The organism is Vibrio marisflavi CECT 7928, from assembly GCF_921294215.1.
Classification (GTDB): domain Bacteria; phylum Pseudomonadota; class Gammaproteobacteria; order Enterobacterales; family Vibrionaceae; genus Vibrio; species Vibrio marisflavi.
Map to the genome: position 1 here is coordinate 502981 of NZ_CAKLDM010000002.1, position 19415 is coordinate 522395.

Below are 19415 nucleotides of genomic sequence, written 5' to 3' on the forward strand. Positions count from 1 at the left end.
CCAGACTAACTCCTGGCTTATTAGCTCAACTTAGTAATTATTTCATCGCTACGACATAAGCAGCAAATAATGTCCAGCTACACACGAGCAATATCCAAGGTAATTTTGATGGGCTCTGTGGTTTAGTTTCACGTACCTGCTCAACAGGTTCCATAGCAGGTTTTGTTGCAGCTGCTTTTTCTTTCTGCACTTTTTTCTTGGCTTTGTCTGCCTTGCGGTTCTTTTCTTTTTGCTGCTTTTTGTAAAGTGCGATCCCTTTTTCAATACCTTGCGCAACAAGGCGAGTTTGTTCTTTTGTTTGCCCCGGCTTCTGCGTCGCTTTAGCAATCTTCATTGCTTCTTGCTGCGTTTCTTCTGATGCTACAATTTTGCTTTTCATTTTTAGTCTTGCATGTGAATTTCGATAGTTAGGATATCATGAACACTTGCAGCTTTAGTGGAAATTAAATCGCAGATCCCGATTATATTTTTCTCTGCTTAAACCAGGCTTTATTGGGCGTAAACACTAAAGAGAAATTCAATTGCCCCGTAAGCTAAAACCCCTGCGAGTACCGGCCAACCTAACGACTTTGTTCGATACCAAACAGCTAAAGTAATCACAACGCCCAACCCGGTGGCCAGCCAAGCATCTGAGGATAGCCTGCTTGGCACCAAAGAAGCTCCTAGCATGGCGGCAATCATAAGCGGCCCTAAAATACTTATCCACGTTGGCACACTCTCAACAGTTTTTTTGCCACTTTTGTTAGCAATGCGTTTCTGCATCCATAAGGTTGGAAGAAGTCTTAGACAATAAGTACCAACCGCTGAGATTAAAACTGCTAGCCAAAGTTCACTATTCATTTGCTGATTTTCCTCTAGTGTTTGTCGTTTTTCCCATCACGTAGAAAACAATTGCTCCACAAATAGCAGCAAATGGAATCGACAGGTTGATTAAGCCAGCTAATTTCAAAGCGACGGATATCAGAATCACGCTAACCAAGGTGATAGACCATTGAGAAGTGTTAAATCTCGGAGCTAAAAGGACTAGAAATAGTGCTGGCAGTGCGAAGGGCATGACACTTACAACAAGTGGCCAACGAGCGATTAACTCTTCTCCTGCAAGTGCGCCAAGAGCAGTGCCTCCGATCCAGCTAAACCATGCCACTAGGCTTGCTCCTGTAAACCACCCCAGCCGTTCTTCAGCTTGCAATTGGGGAAAGCGAGTATGGGATAGCGCGAATACTTGGTCAGTAAGCCCATGCATTAAAAACGGCCACCAACGACTTTTTGTCAGCCACTGAGCTATATTGGGTCCATATACTACATGACGAGCATTGATTAGTAGGGTCATCACAACCACTAGCCATAGTGGAGAGCCTGCGGCGTACATTGCGACAAACAAAAATTGAGATGCTCCAGCGTAAACAAGAGTAGAAATCAAAATTGTATCTAATGGACTAAAGCCTGCTTGAACAGCTATCAGCCCAAACGAAATAGCGACTGGGACGTAACCCCCAAGTAAAGGAATGGCTTCTTTTGCGCCGATTAGCCAAGGAGCTTCTTTGAGTATAGAAAGTTGTGCTCTCATTTTTTTTCTCCTTGTTTATGGTATTTGATGGTAACTAGCAGGGTGGCCCAAGATTGACCAGTTCGGTAAATATGCGGTTGGTCGGCAGCAAAGGTGTGGCTTTGCCCAGCAGTCAATTCATGTCTATCATCAAGAGCGCCTACTTCTAGTTTTCCGCTGATGATGGTGATGGTTTCTGTGGTTCCGACAGAGTGCCCTTCTGCTTGTCGATGGGTGTTTGGTGCACAAGACATCCAGTAAGCATCCACTTCAACTTCATCTTTGCCTTGATCGATGAGTCGAACTTGTACACCTTCGTCATACACAGGTTCACTTACCGGCGCGACCAAATTACCAAAAGGTACGTTAAGGCGTGCTGCAAGTCTCCAAATTGTGTCTAAAGTTGGGTTGCCGTTACCTTGCTCTAATCGTGAAAGGTTAGACTTCGCCATACCCGCATCTGCAGCCAGTTGAGATAAGGAAAGCCCTTTTGATAATCTCAAGCTTTGTATATGCCTTCCTAAAATATCTAGCGAAGGTTTTTCCATAACAAAATTCACTCACACCGTTCTTTATATAGAACGTTCTATATAAAGAACGCTAGTGTGTCAATGTTTTTATCTTGTGGTATTTGCACTGTGATTGTTTTCTAACGCATCTATAACTTCTGTCTTTGCTATAAAAATAATAAAAAATCATATAGATAACTTGAGTGGGGAGCGATAGTGAACTTTTTATGTATGATATGGATTAATGTTGGCGATTTAACAACATTAGCAGTTCTATAAAAGCGAGTAGAGCGAGTAGAATGGCACTTCCCTTCCAAAAAAGGACAGGGTTCTTTTTAATGAGTGGCTTCGCTTTTTGAGCGTGCTGAAGTTGAGTATTTGGCTTATATAGATCGGTAATGAACTCACTCATTGCTTGATAGCGCTGGTTGAGTGAGGGATGACAGGACTTTTCGAATGTTAAGTCTACCCATTCGGGAAGATCTGGCCTAAGTGATGTCATGGATATGTAAACCCACTTGATATGCCTAGCGCTATTGATCGATTGAGTTGAGCGGGTTTTAAACGGAAGCTCGCCAGTTAACATTTCATAGCCAATGACTGCAATCGAAAAAAGATCGGATAGCGTTGTTGCTTTACCAGTATGAATGTACTCAGGAGCGATATAGTTGACGTCACCCAAAGGGATATTTGAAAGTGCTTCAGCACATGTTTCATCAAGTCCTTCAACTTGCGTTGAACCGAAATCGATTACTTTCACTTGTCCATCTTCCGTCAACATTATATTTTCCGGTTTCAGATCTCGATGAACCATTCCAGCCCTTTGAAAGGCTCGCGCAGCTTTGACAATTTCATCCAGTATGCTTCTGACTTTGGCAACTTCCGGTGTAGGGTTATCTATCATCCACTGACGCAGGGTGATGCCTTTAATCAACTCGCACAACTGATAGGAAAACTTTGATTCATAGGGAGGAGAGAAAACCTTCATGGCATGTGGGCTATTCAACTGGTTTCCAACCCAATACTCGTTAGAAAAACCTGTTAAATATTCAGTATCATCACTTACACACAACGATGGGATTTTCAGAACGTAAACCTTGTTCAGGTTATCTTTTACTTGGTAAACATGGCTACGGTTGCTTGTATGCAGTACTTTTTGAACGACGAAAGTGTCGATTTTGTTGCCGACTTTTAGCGCGGGTGGAACAGCGCGCGTTTTCATAACTTGTTGGTGTTCTAGTAGAGTAGGCTTTGGTAGGTTAGTTATTTCGACGATTAAACATGAAACGTTATCTTTGCTACCCCGCTGCATCGCTTTATTACAGATATCTTCACTAAGATCTTCCAAATTGCGAAACTGCTCTTGTGATAGTTCAGCTAGATCAGCATCAGGTAAGTGATCGTGAATACCGTCTGTGGTAAGAATAAACCGGTCGCCAGTTTTTAGCCCAGTTGTCGAGTAATCAATATCGATTTTCCTATCAATTCCGAAAGCGCGAGTTAAATACGAGCGAGAGCCAAGTGACTTACGCTTATGATCTCTAGTGAGTAGCTGTAGTTTGTTCTTTCGTAACAGATAAACTCGGCTATCTCCGACGTGAAAGATATGTGCTGTATTTGATTTAATGATGATAGAGCTTAGCGTCGTAACTAGGCTATTGTGATTTAAGCTTTGTTTTTCGCCTTGGTAAAAAAGCCAAGAATTGAGAGCATTCAGCACTTTGCCAACTGAGCGTTTTACACCCCAACTTTCTGGTGTGGTGTAATAGTCGAGTACAAATTGGGTGACGCTGGTATGGCTAGCTTGTTGACCTAAATCACTGCAACTTGCTCCATCAGCAATACAAGCTACAATGCCTTTTAGCTCTAATTCACTGCGAGCTTTAGGTGATTTTACAATAAGAGCGTCCTGATTGAATTCTCTAGAACCAGACAACGAACGCCCACCATATTTGACGGCTAATCGAGTTGGTTTGTCTATGGAGGTTACGATCATCTACATGGCCTATCTGCTTATTCTTATTGCAAAAACACTACAGTTGTTCAGCTTTTTTTCGTATAAAAAAGCCTCAAAACAATATAAAAAATTCTGCGTGTGTTACCTGAACCAATGAAAGGTAAAAGTTTGGTTCAGGCTTACAGTGTAATTAGCTGGAAACATCGATTAATGTCACGCTTCCATCGTCATTGACTTCGGCAATCTGCCCTTTCGGCTCTTCCATTACAAGCAGGACCAAAAAGCCCAACACAGCGGTGCCCGCTATGACAAAGAAGAAGGTTTGGTAGCTAACAAATGAAAGTACAGTTAAATAAACTACGGCACCTACATTGCCATATGCGCCCGTCATGCCAGCAATTTGTCCTGTCATTCGACGTTTAATTAAAGGCACAGTCGCGAAGACGGCACCTTCACCAGCTTGAACAAAGAAAGAACATGCCATAGCCGCCACGACAGCTAACCATACTGGCCATTCAGAGCCTATTTGACCCATCAGGAAGTATCCAGCAGCCAACCCTGCCGTTAGAATTAGAAGAGTTGGTTTACGGCCAAATTTATCGGAAATCCAGCCGCCACCAGGGCGAGACATTAGGTTCATAAACGCATAAGCAGAAGCGACCATGCCAGCAACAACAGGCGATAAAGAAAATGTGTCTAAGAAAAATAGCGGCAGCATAGAGACAACAGCGAGCTCGGAGCCAAAAGTCGCGAAATAAAGAACATTTAGGATAGCCACTTGCTTAAATTTGTATTGATGAATAGGTGCAACATCATGTTCGAATACGGTTTTGTTAATCTTCCAAAGTTGTTTCACTTCATACAGATATAAAAGGACGAGGCCGATATAGACCGAGTACACTAGGTTGCTCGATAAAACGTTGACGCCATTTGGGGAGAGTTTCCATGCCAACAGCGCTAATGCGGCGTACATGGGCACTTTCATAAGGAGAAGTAAAAAGAAGTCGCTGACGCTGGTTACTTCTATTCCAGAGAGATGTTTAGGCTTAAAATAAGTTGAACCTTTTGGTGTATCAGAGACATTTCGATAGAAAACTACTGAAAAAAGCAGGCAAATAATCCCAGTTAGTCCTATCGCATAGCGCCAGCCATCTTCGCCACCAAACCAGAGTGCAACTGTGGGTAAACTGAACGCTGCTGCTGCCGAGCCAAAGTTGCCCCAACCACCGTATATGCCTTCGGCTGTACCCAACTCATTGTGCGGGAACCACTCGGAGACAAGGCGAATACCAATCACAAAGCCTGCACCAATAAAGCCAAGCAGAAAGCGCGCAATGGCGGCTTGCAAGAAACTGTCAGCGAGCGCAAACATAAAGCAAGGTATAGAGCAGATAACCAGCAACAATGTGTAGACAATCCGCGGGCCATATTTATCGGTAAACATACCAATCAAAACCCGAGCAGGGATGGTAAGTGCCACGTTTAAAATTAATAACGTGGTAATTTGCTCTTTATTCAAACCAAGAGATGTTTTCACCATTTCTAGCAAGGGAGCGAAGTTAAACCAGACTAGAAACGTGATAAAAAAAGCCATCCAACTTAAGTGGAGCACTTTCATTTTGCCTGTAAAAGACAAGATAGAAAATGAGCGATTATTCATTTTAAAAGTCCTTTTTCTTAAGCCACTACAGCAACTTGTACGTCGCCTTCTACTGCTCGAATTTCGTAGGTTTTTACTTTCAATGAAGGATCTTCTAAGCACGATCCATCTTCCAAATGAAAGTGATGCTTGTAGAGAGGAGAGGCGACATAAGGAGCGCCTTCGATTGAGCCAATTATTCCTCTAGACATGACATTTGCTTTGCCTGCCGGATCGAAGTTCGATAGAGCGTATATTTGTTGTGTTCTTTCACAGTAGAAAATAGCGACTTGATCGTCATAGACCTTGGCACATATCCCTGTTTGTGGGACTAAGTCAGCCATATTGCATACAGTTAACCAATCTTTCATAGTGTTTTCCTTTTGGCAGCATTAACTCGCTGCAAGACATTACAAAATTCAGCGGGCACCTAACGTACTTCAACGATCTTGATGGTGTCAGATGATGGTGGGGTGATTGATTCAGTATCCTGAGTATCAGCAGGTATGCGTTGGCCTCTTATTCTTTGATATTGAAGAGTGTTATCACTCTCTTCACTGTTGGTGAAATGCTTGAATCGCTTAAGCTTCTCGGGATCGTTGATGGTAGTTTTCCATTCACATTGGTAGTGACTGACACTATTGGCGAGCTCTTTTTCAAGCTCTTCACCTAAGCCCAATTTGTCTTCGATGATCACTGATTTAAGGTAATCTACGCCGCCTTCCATGTTTTCTAGCCAAACAGAAGTGCGTTGCAATCGGTCTGCGGTGCGAACATAGAACATCAGGATTCGGTCGATATATTTAGTCAAAGTGGGGATATTGAGGTCGGTGGCAAACAAGGTTGCATGACGAGGGCGCATGCCGCCATTGCCGCAAACGTATAAGTTCCATCCCTTGTCGGTCGCGATAACGCCAATGTCTTTCGACTGGGCTTCAGCGCATTCACGAGTGCAACCTGATACAGCAAACTTCAATTTGTGTGGGGAGCGTAAGCCCTTGTATCGGTTCTCTATATCAAGAGCCAGTTGCACACTGTCACCCACACCATAGCGGCACCAAGATGTTCCAACGCAAGATTTCACTGTTCTGACAGATTTTCCGTACGCGTGCCCCGTTTCAAAGCCAGCTTCAATGAGCTTTTTCCAAATTGTTGGCAATTCGTGTAGCTGGGCACCAAACATATCGATACGTTGGCCCCCAGTGATTTTTGTGTACAGGTCGTACTCTTTGGCAATCTGACCAATAGCAATCAATTTGTCTGGAGTGATTTCGCCAGCAGCAACACGTGGGACAACTGAATAGGTTCCGTCTTTTTGCATGTTGCCCAGATATATATCATTGGTATCTTGCAGCTCCATGTGCTCATTTTTAAGAATGTAGTCATTCCAATACGAGGCGAGAATTGATCCAACAGTTGGCTTACAAATATCACAACCTAACCCATGACCATAATTGGATAGGAGTTCATCAAAGGTTTTGATTTTATTGATACGCATAATGTCGCCAATTTCTTGCCGAGAGTAGCTAAAGTGCTCACATAGGTGATTATTTACTTCGACGCCTAGTTGGCTTAGTTCACTGTCCAATACTTGCTTGGCTAATGCGCTACATCCACCACAGCCTGTCGAAGCATTAGTGGAAGATTTAAGCTCTGCCATAGAAGTGCAACCACTAGCAATGGCTTGTTTGATAGCTGATTTCGTGACATCAAAACATGAACATATAACCGCTGTATCGGGTAGCGCATCCACACCTATCGCTGAAGATTCATCTTCCACAGTGTTCGGCAGAATCAACACTGAAGGGTTTTCTGGCAATGGCATATCGTTGAGCTTCATTTGTAGTAGAGTGCCATATGCATCGGTATCACCTACCAAAACAGCACCAACGATTGTTGTTCCATCAGCTGAGATGATTAACCTTTTATAAACTTGGTCTATCTCATCGCTATAGGTATAAGATTGGGCACCTTCGGTTTGTCCATGAACCTCACCGATGCTCGCGACATCAACACCGAGCAACTTCAGCTTGGTGCTCATATCCGCACCGTTAAACTCTATGGCTTCGTTTTTGGTTGAAATAATATGTCTAACCGCGACCTTTGCCATCTGATAGCCGGGAGCGACCAAGCCAAATATTCGATTGTCCCAAAGCGCGCACTCGCCAATAGCATACACATTTTCGACACTGGTTTGGCAATAGTTATTAATGGCAATACCACCTCTTTCTCCCAATGTTATATTGGCTTGTTGGGCGAGTTCATCTTGTGGGCGAATACCGGCAGAAAAAATTATCATGTCTGTTTCAAGGTGGCTTCCATCGGCGAAATTCATTTGATAACGGCACTTAGTTCCTTCGATAATTTCTGTGGTCGTTTTTTCTGTATGGACGGAAACACCCAGTGCTTCAATCTTTCGTTGCAGCAGGTTTCCGCCGCCTTCGTCTAATTGCGCCGCCATCAACCTTGGAGCGAACTCGACGACGTGAGTTTCTAGCCCGAGGCTTTTTAATGCATTTGCAGCTTCCAGCCCTAGCAATCCACCACCAATAACGACACCTGATTTACTCTCTAAGCTCGATTTTTCAATAGCATCAAGGTCTTCGATGGTGCGATAAACGTGGCAATGGCTTTGCTCTTTTCCCGGGATGTCTGGTACGAAAGGATATGAACCAGTTGCCAATATAAGTTTGTCGTAGCTTTCTGTTAGGCCATGCTGAGTTTTGACGAACTTATTGTCAGTATCTATTTCTACCACTTTATCGTTGACTACAAAGTCGACATTGTTGTCTTGGTAGTACTCGATGCTAGTTAACGCGAGGTCTTCTGCGGTGTTTCCAGCTAGGTAAGAGGTCAGTTGTACCCGGTCATAGGCAAGGCGAGGCTCTTCTGTAAAGGTAACAATTTGAAAATCTTGATTGCCTTCCTTGAGTATCAGTTCAATAAACTTATGACCGACCATGCCATTACCTACAACGACGATCTTCTGTTTTGTCATTATCGATTTCCTTTAAATAACGCTGGTGGCTAAGCCGACTTTGGCAGTGTGGTTACAGGAGCGCAGCAATTTATGTACGCTGGTGCTTTGTATTCTGAAAAACAGTGGCTTCCCGAGAGCCAGCTGAGCCAATTTAGTTCATCGTAAACATCGACCACCTGACCAATGACGATGAGGGAAGGAGATAGGAGATCAAACTCTTCTTTCAAATCGGTGAGTTGGTATAGCTTGCCAACAATGTTCCTTTGTTTTGCTGTGCAGCCATTTTCGATTATCGCCACCGGTGTCTCTCGGTTTAGCCCAGCACTGATAAGCTCTTCAGTGATAAGGCGAGTTTTACTTAGCCCCATGTATACGACTATGGTTTGATTGAGTTTTGCGAGAGACCGCCATTCAATCTCTAAATCGGTATTGGCGTGAGCGGTGATGAAAGTACAGCCTTGAGCGAGGCCACGGTGGGTCAACGGGATGCCCGCATATGCAGTACAGCCGGACGCAGCGGTGATCCCCGGAATAACTTGAACCTGAATGCCTTTTCTGCTCAAAAAAAGCATTTCTTCTCCGCCTCGACCAAATATAAAGGCATCCCCACCTTTTACTCGGCAAACATTTCTACCGTCGGTGGCGAGATGAGCCATGAGTTCATTAATTTCATCTTGGGAGCGACTATGTTGTCCCTTCATTTTGCCAACGTATATTGCCTCTACTTGGCTGGGGAAGGTGTTGCGGATCTCTTTGCTCACTAAATTGTCATAGACAATGACGTCGGCACTTTGTATCGCTTTTGCTGCTTTGACAGTAAGCAAATCAGGATCGCCCGGCCCTGCACCAACTAAGTAGGCTTTGCCATATATGGTTTTATCGACTCGTTTACTTGCTTCATTCATCATTGAGCTCCTAAATTCGCACAACACATATAGAAAACGTTATAGGTCGAGTTGAGCAAAGACAGTGCCATCTTATTGGTTTATCTAGTTGGAAATTAGATAATATTTTTAAAAAACAAAAGGATAGATACTATGAACGAGTGCGGATTTTTCATTTTCTTATCGAGGTAAGATAAGACTTGTGTATAAAAAATGAGCTTGCTTGGTGCAAAGTGAATTAAGTTGGTGCAAATGTTTATCTTTTTGGGCTCACCGCTTGAAGAATGCCATTTACCACTTTAGTGGTACTATATTTAAATTCTTTAAATTCAAATGGTTAACATGGTTTATTTTAACTTTCTCACATCACTTTCTCTGGCTTGTAATTTGCAGAAATAATCTCATCTTTTCATCGGGGCTGTGGGCTTGAAAAGCTTAAATGGCTTTGAGTTACTCTGTGAGAGAATGAATAAATGGAAGATTCAGAAACAGGATGGATTAAGACAACTTGCGCATATTGTGGTGTTGGCTGTGGAGTAGAGGCGCGCCCTTTATCGTCTGGAAAGTTGGATATACGTGGGGATAAATCTCACCCAGCAAATTACGGAAAGTTGTGTACAAAAGGCATAGCTTTGGGCGAAACCGTGGTTACTGAAGGTCGTTTGTTGTCTCCAACGCTTCGGTCTGGAAGCTCAGAGGAGGAAGTGGATTGGAAAACGGCCACTGACCTAGTTGCTAAAAAGTTCTCCGGCACTATAGAGCAATTTGGACCAGAGTCCGTTGCTTTCTATGTGTCCGGCCAGCTACTCACAGAAGATTATTATGTGGCGAATAAACTAATGAAAGGGTTTATTGGGGCGAGCAACATAGACAGTAACTCTCGACTTTGTATGGCCTCTGCAGTTGCAGGGCATAAACGAGCTTTTGGTGCCGATATTGTTCCTGTCTGCTACGAAGATATCGAGTGCAGCGATATGGTTGTGATCGTCGGTTCTAACCTTGCTTGGTGTCATCCAGTGCTATTTCAAAGGCTACGCGCGGCCAAGCAATCTAACCCCAAGCTAAAAGTCGTAGTGGTCGATCCGAGAAAAACTGACACCAATGAAATTGCTGATACTCATCTAACTATCAACTCAGGCTCTGATGTTGTCCTGTTTAACGGCTTGTTTTGTTACCTATTTGACAGCAAAGTAATCAACAGTGAGTTTGTTGATAACCACACTCAGGGGCTAGAGGAAGCTTTGCTTGCGGCTAGGCAGGACGTTCAATTGTCGACAATAACAGGGTTACAGAGTCAGGAAATTCAATCGTTTTTTTATGATTTTGCTCAGACAGAAAAGGTTGTGACAATCTACTCTCAGGGAGTGAATCAATCGATTCAGGGAACAGATAAAGTCAACAGTATTATCAATTGTCATTTAGCTACAGGGAAAATAGGCAAAGAGGGATGTGGTCCTTTTTCCGTGACAGGGCAGCCAAATGCGATGGGTGGTAGGGAGGTTGGTGCACTAGCCAATATGCTTACTGCTCATATGGAGTTCGATAACGAGCAACATAAAAAAGTTGTGAGTGAGTATTGGGATACGGACAATTTATCCAATGGACCTGGGCTAAAAGCCGTGGACATGTTTCAGGCCATCAATGATGGCAAGATAAAAGCAATTTGGATAATGGCTACCAATCCAGCAGTCAGTTTGCCAAGCAACGATATGGTAATTGAGGCTTTGAAAAAGTGCCCATTTGTTGTTGTCTCTGACTGTATAAAGCAGACCGATACAACCCAGCTTGCGGACGTGTTGCTGCCAGCTCAAGGGTGGAGTGAAAAGTCTGGTACCGTCACCAACTCTGAGAGACGAATGTCAAGGCAAAGGCGTTTGTTGCCTTCTCCGGGCATGGCGAAACCCGATTGGTGGATTGTCTCGAAAGTTGCTCAGAAAATGGGGTTTCTTGACGCATTTGATTACTTGCACGAAGGCGAGATCTTTCAGGAGTACGTTGGTCTCACAACTATCGATCAAGACCAATCACCGAGAGCTTTTAATCTTAGTGGGTTAGTGTCTATGGATGAAGTGCAGTACGCAAAAATGACTCCTCAACAATGGCCCGTTGCAAAGTACCAATTTGAAGCAACACAAAATCGTTTCTTTGCCGATAATCAGTTTTTTACGCCAACTAAAAAAGCGCAGTTTGTTGCTGTTCGTCATTGCAAGCAAATAGTTGAGACTAATACAGATTTTCCCTTAGAGCTCAATACAGGTCGAGCAAGAGATCAATGGCATACCATGACACGCACTGGACTTTCTGCAAGCTTAGCTGGGCATACGCCAGAGCCATTTGTACTGGTTCATCCGTCAACCGCTAAGCACAACAATCTTACTTCTAACAGTTTGGCGGAAGTCTCTAGTTGCAGAGGGAGCATCATTGCTCGCGTTACTCTCACCAATACAATCTCTAAAAACCAAGTATTTATGCCGATTCACTGGAGCGACACCAATACCAATGCTGGTAAACCATGTGAGCTTATTGACTCAAACATTGACCCTATTTCTGGTCAGCCAGAATTCAAATCAACACCAGTAACAATTAAGGCTAAAGACTATAATACAATCGCTATTGTTGTTTGTCGTAACAAGTTAGTTGGTTTACAAGCGAGCTATTGGTGTCTGCAAAAAGTGAAGAGTGGCTACCTTTATCGAATTGCTAGTAATCAAACGAGTGAACGATTAGTGGCTCAGCTTACGTTGCTGGTTGAGCGAACAACGAATAGCCGCATGAGGAGTTTCGAAAAACAAAAGCGAAATGAATGTGTGCGCATCAATGTTCTGGATCGACGTTGTGATTCGTTGATTACGGTTAAACAAGAGACAACACACTTTGCGCAAGCAGAAATTGATTCCATAGTTGAGCTATGTGAGAGACAAACAGCGTTTGAACAAGAGGGTGAGCTCTTTAGCTACCTTGAACCGCAGATAGAAGTCTAGTGGATGATTAAAGAAATCAAATGCAGGGGTGAGATATTTCATTCCCTGCATTTAGAGCTTATAAAGTGAAGCCCTGACTTAGTGAATGATGTTGTATTGTTTTAGAACTTCATCGTTCATAGGTGGCGCTGAAATGTCCCATTTAGAAAGCTTACTTTCCAAGTAGCCTTTTTTAGCAAACACTTTTAATGCTGCTTGGTTGAATTTTTTAACCAATGCTTCATCGGTTGTTGCTTTTGGAAATGCGACAAAGTAGAGAAGCTGCTTTGCCTCCCAGGCATATTTCACACCAGTCACATTAAATTGTTTGGCTCTAAACTCTCCGAGCGCTCGATTGCTGTAATACGCATCAATTCTGTTAGATGCGAGCATTCTGATTAGGTTTCCATCTTCATCACGCTTCATTATTATTTTAATTGGTTTCAAGCCAGCATCGACCATCTTTTTCTTTAAATTTTCCAAAGAGTTTGATGTATTTGAGGGGCCGAAAACGCCTACTTGCATAGACTGTAAGTCTTCCATGCCGCTTATTTTGTCTTGGTGGCTACTGGAAACGAATATCCCATACTCAGTGAGCATAAAGGGAATGGAGAAATAGAATTTCTCAGCACGTTTAGGAAACCACCCAAATGGGAAAATACCAGTGGCTTGCCCTTTTGCGATTTGGTCTTTTGCTCGGCGAGTTGGTAGAGTGTCGAACGTACATGAATCGCCCATTTCCTTGCAGACATCACTAATAAGTTCTACAAAAGGCCCTTTTGCTTGTCCGTCTATGTTTTGCGAAAACGGAGGGAATTTAAAAGTAAGAAACTTCAATTCAGAAGCCTGGGCTTGAATCGAAAGTAAGGTAGATATTAATAGCAGGTAGACTATCTTGGGCATAAGCACTCCTTGCTGCAAATAAACCATAGAAATATTGTTGTTATTCTTACTAGTTATAGCACTTGTCAGAAGAGTTGCTGATAATTTTGTTATTTTCAGGTAATGGTGCTGATTAACACAGTTTGGGCGACTTCAGCCTTTTAGCGTCTTTGCTCACTTTTCAACTATTTTGCTACAGAAACTTGATGTAGTTCGATACGTTTGCTGTTATACAGAATTAATATCGCTCACTGTCAATTTCCATTAGCAAAAAATAAAGGGATCAAGTTATGTCACAACCCCAAAGTGCTATTCTTCCTGAAGCAGGGCCTTTTGCTCAATACACATTACTCAAAATAAATAGCAATCATGACTTAGTCCTGGAGCAGTTGAAAAAACTGCCTGCGATTGTCGATGAAGTAAACCAAAGTCAAAGCGACGCCAATGTTAATCTTGCTATCGCATTTACTAAGCAGTTCTGGCAAAAGCTTAATGCGCCACTGCCAAGTGAATTGATTGAATTTCCGCAATTGGGTAAAGGTGATGTTGTAGCTCCAAGTAGTGAAGTGGACGTTTTGATTCATTGCCATTCTTCTCGTCACGATCTGCACTTCTATTTGCTTAACACACTTATGGCTAGTATTGCGCAGTACGTTGAAGTAGTTGATGAAACTAACGGTTATCGCTACTTGGATTCAAGAGATATGACCGGCTTTGTAGACGGCACAGAAAACCCGAAACATGCTCAGAGAGCTGAAGTCGCGATTATTCCTGAAGGGGATCATGCTGGCGGAAGTTATGTCATGGTGCAGCGTTTCATTCATAACTTGCCCTCATGGAATGAGTTATCCATGACTCAACAAGAAAAGGTTGTTGGACGTACCAAGCCTGACTCAATTGAGCTGGATGATGTTCCGGCTACTTCCCATGTTGGCAGAGTCGATTTAAAAGAAAATGGCAAGGGATTAAAGATTGTTCGCCACAGCTTGCCATACGGCAGCGTTAGTGGAGAACATGGCTTGCTATTTATTGCGTACTGCAATACTTTACATAATTTTAAGGCCATGCTTGAAAGCATGTATGGTGAAACAGATGGAACAACCGACCAGCTGTTGAAGTACACAAAGGCGGTAACGGGAGCCTATTTCTTTGCTCCTTCTAGCGAGCTTCTAGCAAAATTGCAGGCCAAGTAAAGTTTCGTATAAAGGCCACTTTTCGAGTCAAATCATGAAACCGAGCGTTATTGCTCGGTTTTTGTAGGGCGTGTTGAACTTTTTCGATGACTTTTGCAGCAGTTTGTCGTTTTATTTCCACAAGGAAGTGCTGGTGCCTGTAGTCATCTACACAAGTCAGCTCTGACGCCGTAGAAAGGAACGACAAACGCTGCCCGAAGGGTTCGATTCCAAGGCTTTTACTCTTTGTTGCAGGCTAATCACTTAGAATGACTAAGCTTCATAGCCTGCGTCGCGATTAAAAGCCTTGGAGTTCGAACAAAAATTAAACTAAAAAGTTCAACACGCCCTAAAGTATTCACTTCAACCGCCGATACGAAAATTAGGAAACTTTAAACAAGGCACTCGTATCATGCCCATCAACGTTAATACAAATGTTGCGGCAATGGTTGCTCAGAAGAACTTAGGCAAAGCAACCGACTTGCTCAATCAATCCTTGGAGAGGCTCTCTTCAGGGTATCGTATTAACAGTGCTAAAGATGATGCTGCTGGGTTGCAAATCTCCAATCGACTAGAAGCGCAAATGCGTGGTTTGGATGTCGCAGTACGAAATGCCAATGATGGCATCTCTATTCTGCAAACCGCTGAAGGGGCGATGGGAGAGTCAACTGCTTTACTACAACGGATGAGAGATCTTTCATTACAGTCAGCAAATGGTTCAAATAGTCGCTCAGAACGAGTTGCTCTCCAGCAAGAAATATCAGCTTTAAATGACGAGCTAACACGCATCGCTGAAACCACATCATTTGGCGGAAGAAAACTTCTCAATGGTTCTTTTGCGAACTCAGCATTTCAGATAGGTGCAAGTTCAGGTGAAGCTGTGCAGTTTTCGCTTAGGAATATGCGCCCAGATGGTATTGAAATGGGAGGCTTTAGCTATCAAGCACAAACAATGGCCCCTCCAGACTGGCAAGTCACTAAAGGCAATCAAATGCTCATCATGAAATATGTCGATGCGTTTGGTGAACAGCAAAGTGTCGAGATCAAAGCTAAGCATGGCGATGATATTGAAGAGTTGGCTACCTATATTAATGGCCAAACTAACAAAGTGTCAGCATCGGTCAATGAAAGTGGTCAGTTGCAGATCTTTATGGCAGGCAGTGAAACGGCAGGGACCGTCTCTTTTTCTGGTAGCCTCGCCGATTCACTAAATATGTCAGTGAAGGGGTACGAAACCGTCGACAATATTAATGTCACCGACGTGGGTGGTGCCCAGCGAGCCGTTTCAATTCTCGATACTGCTTTGCAATATGTTGATAGTCACCGAGCAGAGCTTGGCGCAATGCAAAATAGGTTTAGCCACGCGATATCTAATCTAGACAATATCCACGAAAACCTAGCCGCGTCGAATAGCCGAATAAAAGATGCTGACTATGCCAAAGAAACAGTACAAATGCTGAAACAACAGATTCTACAGCAAGTTAGTACTAGTGTATTAGCTCAAGCAAAAAAACAGCCTAACCTCGCACTACAACTACTAAAATAGGCCAGAGTTTTCGGCAGAAAAACTTAAAGCTTTAGAAAAAATTTTCAGTTAATTTCTACTTTCTCTCACTTCATCACACAAACACTCACACTAGCGATTTTTCGATAAAAAACATCATAAAAAATCTAAAGAAAACCCCATCAAAGTCGTTAATAAAAGTAACTCAAACAGAACAACTTGGTTTTCCGAGACGTCGGAAACCGGAAACTCGGAAAATCAATTGGAGAAATTATCATGGCAGTTAATGTAAACACTAATGTCCCAGCAATGACCGCTCAACGTTACCTAAACATCGCTAACCATAAGCAAGAAACAGCGATGGAGCGTTTGTCCTCTGGCTTTAGAATTAACAGCGCAAAAGATGATGCTGCAGGTTTACAAATTTCCAACCGACTAACGTCTCAAAGCCAAGGTTTAGGTACGGCTGTACGAAATGCAAACGACGGTATTTCTATCGCTCAAACAGCTGAAGGTGCAATGGCGGAAAGCACTACCATTTTACAGCGCATGAGAGACCTTTCCCTACAATCAGCGAACGGTTCTAACTCCAAATCTGAGCGTGTCGCGATTCAACAAGAAGTAACAGCGTTAAACAAAGAACTTAACCGAATTGCAGAAACAACCTCGTTTGGCGGTCTACGTCTTCTAAATGGTCGATATGGTACAGAATCTTTCCAAATCGGTTCTAACAGCGGTGAAGCAGTGATGCTCTCTCTAATGAGCATGCGTAGTGATGATTCTACGATGGGTGGTGTATCTTATGTTGCAGCAAATAGCAAAGATGCAAGCTGGGGTGTGCCTCAAGGCGCTAGCAGTATGACAATTAGCTTTACCGATGACGAAGGACAGCAGCAAGACATTTTAATTGAAGCGCACCCTGGTGATGATATTGAAGAGCTAGCGACATTTATTAATGGTCAAAATGAGTATATTGACGCGTCAGTCAATGAGGACGGCCAGCTACAACTTTTTGCTGGTAATAATAAAGTAAGTAGCCCGGTAAGTGTCTCGGGGCCGTTAGCGGGTGAGTTTGGTTTCCAAGAAGGAAAAGCAGTGACAGTCGATACTATCGACGTAACCACCATCGGTGGTGCTCAAGAAGCCGTGGGGATTATTGACTCAGCACTAGTTCATGTAGACAGCAACCGTGCACAGTTAGGTGCATTCCAAAACAGAATGTCTCATGCAATTAGTAACCTAGACAATATTCACGAAAATGTGAACGCATCAAGAAGCCGCATCCGTGATACTGATTTTGCCAAAGAAACAACGGCACTAACTAAGTCGCAGATTCTTACTCAAGCTTCAAGTACGGTTTTGGCACAAGCGAAACAAGCACCGAACGCAGCACTAAGTTTGTTGCAATAGTCAAAAACATAATCTCCATAAAAGACAAAAGGGCCATTTGGCCCTTTTGTCTTTTATGGAGTATTAGTCTTTCGATTCTTTTCTTCATATAGGTAAAGCGAAATAGCCTCTCTCTTCATTATTAAATCGAGTAATTCACCTAAAATATGCATATTCATACATATCATAAGATATTGATATTGAATTATATTTTTAATTTCTAAAAAATAATTTAATTTTTTCCTAAAGGTTATTTTCTGTTCGCCGTTAAAGGACTGAGAGAAATGAGATATGCCAAAGTGAGGTGAGAGACACTGCGGTATGTCATTCTTAAGCCAAAGGAGATCAACAATATGTCGATTAACGTAAACACAAACGTACCGGCTATGACGGCGGAGCGCTTTTTAAATAAAGCGACCGAAGGCGTCGATCGAGCCATGGAACGTCTCTCATCCGGGTACCGGATTAACAGTGCTCGAGATGATGCGGCAGGCCTACAAATTGCCAACCGTTTGACAGCTCAAAGCCAAGGTCTAAATATGGCGGTGCGAAATGCCAATGATGGTATTTCTATTGCTCAGACTGCAGAAGGTGCAATGGGCGAGTCAACCAACGTTTTACAACGTATGCGTGACCTCGCGCTGCAATCCTCAAACGGTTCCAACTCTCGCTCAGAGCGGGTTGCGATTCAACAAGAAGTGTCAGCTTTGAATAAAGAATTGAATCGTATCGCTGAAACTACCTCTTTTGGTGGTAACAGGCTGCTCAATGGTACATACGGGAACCAATCCTTTCAAATAGGTGCGGCTGCTGGTGAGGCGGTCATGCTTTCTATGGGTAACATGCGATCCGATACAATGGAGATGGGTGGTACCAAATATGTTGCAACGGACGGCAAAAGTGACAGCTGGACGGTGACATCTGCAACTGATTTAACACTGAACTATAATGATAAGAATGGTGATGCGAAAGAAATCACGATTAATGCTAAGCAGGGAGAGGATATCGAAGAGCTAGCGACTTACATTAATGGTCAGACTGCAGATGTTCAAGCATCCGTCGGCGAAGACGGTAAATTGCAATTGTTCACATCTTCTCAAAAAGTAAGCAGTGATCTGACCATCAGTGGTGGATTGGCGAGTGAAATTGGTTTTGGCGCTGGTCAAGATGTTACGGTAGCAGATATTGATGTCACAACAGTTGCCGGTTCACAGCTTGCTGTTTCGATAATTGATGGTGCTTTGACTACGGTAGATGAACAACGTGCTTCGTTAGGTGCATTCCAAAACCGTTTTAGCCATGCAATCAGTAACCTTGAGAACATTGATGAGAACGTTAATGCCTCTCGAAGTCGTATTCAAGATACTGACTATGCGAAGGAAACGACGGAAATGACGAAGCAGCAAATATTGCAGCAAGCCAGTACCTCCGTTTTGGCGCAAGCGAAGCAAACACCATCAGCAGCTCTTAGCTTATTAGGTTAATCGATAGGTTCTAACCGAGCTTATTGGGAAGGGTAATATGATGATTACCAACCTATAAGGTGGAAGGGAGATTGTTATGGAGATACCATCCAACACATCGAACATCCAGCCTTACGGCTCACAAAGTGGCATTAAATTTGCTTCGGAAAACGATAATGCTCAACGTACTTCTTCGCAAAAAGAGGGTGTTGAAGTCGCTTCAGAGGTAAATCAAAGGCACACGAAGTCGGTTGAAGCCGCTATTGATCTCGCCCAACAGCGAGAGAGGCTCAATAAAGCAGAGCGTGCCAAGATGATGGAGCAGATGAATGACTTCCTCTCTTCAATCAACACTGGCTTGTCATTCCGAGTGGATGAAGAATCCGGCAGGGATGTAGTGACAATCTATGATGAGAGTACTGGTGATGTTATTCGCCAGATACCGGAAGAGGAAATACTAGAGGTGTTACGACGCCTTAAAACTCAGTCAGGCCGTTTTTCATCGGGTTTGCTGAATGATAAGGTCTAAT

16 protein-coding genes are annotated in these 19415 nt (G+C 43.2%); 6 read left to right on the forward strand and 10 right to left on the reverse strand.

Annotated elements, in window-relative coordinates:
* Positions 1–37 precede the first annotated feature (37 nt).
* From L7A31_RS09075 to cobA, 9 genes are all read right to left on the reverse strand, one after another.
* The gene (locus L7A31_RS09075) at positions 38–379 is read right to left on the reverse strand and encodes a DUF2956 domain-containing protein (RefSeq protein ID WP_237361192.1); all 342 of its coding nucleotides are present in this window, start codon (positions 377–379) and stop codon (positions 38–40) included.
* A gap of 110 nt (positions 380–489) precedes the next feature.
* A complete protein-coding gene (locus tag L7A31_RS09080; protein ID WP_237361193.1) occupies positions 490–840 on the reverse strand; it encodes an AzlD domain-containing protein in 351 nt (116 codons plus the stop codon).
* Complete coding sequence (locus L7A31_RS09085) at positions 833–1567, reverse strand: AzlC family ABC transporter permease (protein ID WP_237361194.1); 735 nt, start codon at positions 1565–1567, stop codon at positions 833–835. The genes L7A31_RS09080 and L7A31_RS09085 overlap by 8 nt, the downstream gene beginning before the upstream one ends.
* Positions 1564–2094 carry a helix-turn-helix domain-containing protein gene (locus L7A31_RS09090; RefSeq protein ID WP_237361195.1) on the reverse strand — a complete coding sequence of 177 codons (531 nt, stop codon included), beginning with the start codon at positions 2092–2094 and terminating at the stop codon, positions 1564–1566. The genes L7A31_RS09085 and L7A31_RS09090 overlap by 4 nt, the downstream gene beginning before the upstream one ends.
* A 202-nt stretch (positions 2095–2296) precedes the next feature.
* Positions 2297–4051: a bifunctional protein-serine/threonine kinase/phosphatase gene (locus L7A31_RS09095; protein WP_237361196.1), complete on the reverse strand. Its 1755-nt coding sequence runs from the start codon at positions 4049–4051 to the stop codon at positions 2297–2299.
* Positions 4052–4202: 151 nt separating this feature from the next.
* A complete protein-coding gene (locus L7A31_RS09100) occupies positions 4203–5672 on the reverse strand; it encodes a NarK family nitrate/nitrite MFS transporter (RefSeq protein ID WP_237361197.1) in 1470 nt (489 codons plus the stop codon).
* Between the two features lie 17 nt (positions 5673–5689).
* Positions 5690–6022, reverse strand: a complete 333-nt coding sequence (nirD, locus tag L7A31_RS09105; RefSeq protein ID WP_237361198.1) for a nitrite reductase small subunit NirD — start codon at positions 6020–6022, stop codon at positions 5690–5692.
* 59 nt (positions 6023–6081) lie between these two features.
* A complete protein-coding gene (nirB, locus tag L7A31_RS09110) occupies positions 6082–8649 on the reverse strand; it encodes a nitrite reductase large subunit NirB (RefSeq protein ID WP_237361199.1) in 2568 nt (855 codons plus the stop codon).
* A gap of 29 nt (positions 8650–8678) precedes the next feature.
* Entirely contained in the window at positions 8679–9539 is an 861-nt protein-coding gene (gene cobA, locus L7A31_RS09115) for a uroporphyrinogen-III C-methyltransferase (protein WP_237361200.1), read from the reverse strand.
* Positions 9540–9988: 449 nt separating this feature from the next.
* On the opposite strand from cobA, the gene L7A31_RS09120 reads away from it, so the two are divergent.
* Positions 9989–12496, forward strand: coding sequence for a molybdopterin oxidoreductase family protein (locus tag L7A31_RS09120; protein WP_237361201.1), 2508 nt, complete (start codon positions 9989–9991; stop codon positions 12494–12496).
* 78 nt (positions 12497–12574) lie between these two features.
* Here the strand turns inward: L7A31_RS09120 and L7A31_RS09125 are convergent, their stop codons facing one another.
* Positions 12575–13378, reverse strand: a complete 804-nt coding sequence (locus tag L7A31_RS09125; protein ID WP_237361202.1) for a substrate-binding periplasmic protein — start codon at positions 13376–13378, stop codon at positions 12575–12577.
* 269 nt (positions 13379–13647) lie between these two features.
* Between L7A31_RS09125 and L7A31_RS09130 the strand changes: the two genes are divergently transcribed.
* From L7A31_RS09130 to flaG, 5 genes are all read left to right on the forward strand, one after another.
* Positions 13648–14550 (forward strand): Dyp-type peroxidase, encoded by a 903-nt coding sequence (locus L7A31_RS09130; RefSeq protein ID WP_237361203.1) that lies wholly within the window; start codon positions 13648–13650, stop codon positions 14548–14550.
* Positions 14551–14941: 391 nt separating this feature from the next.
* Positions 14942–16075: a flagellin gene (locus L7A31_RS09135; protein WP_237361204.1), complete on the forward strand. Its 1134-nt coding sequence runs from the start codon at positions 14942–14944 to the stop codon at positions 16073–16075.
* A gap of 234 nt (positions 16076–16309) precedes the next feature.
* Positions 16310–17443 carry a flagellin gene (locus L7A31_RS09140; RefSeq protein ID WP_237361205.1) on the forward strand — a complete coding sequence of 378 codons (1134 nt, stop codon included), beginning with the start codon at positions 16310–16312 and terminating at the stop codon, positions 17441–17443.
* A 332-nt stretch (positions 17444–17775) separates the two neighbouring features.
* Positions 17776–18906, forward strand: coding sequence for a flagellin (locus L7A31_RS09145; protein ID WP_237361206.1), 1131 nt, complete (start codon positions 17776–17778; stop codon positions 18904–18906).
* 76 nt (positions 18907–18982) lie between these two features.
* Positions 18983–19414: a flagellar protein FlaG gene (flaG, locus tag L7A31_RS09150; RefSeq protein WP_237361207.1), complete on the forward strand. Its 432-nt coding sequence runs from the start codon at positions 18983–18985 to the stop codon at positions 19412–19414.
* Position 19415 lies beyond the last annotated feature (1 nt).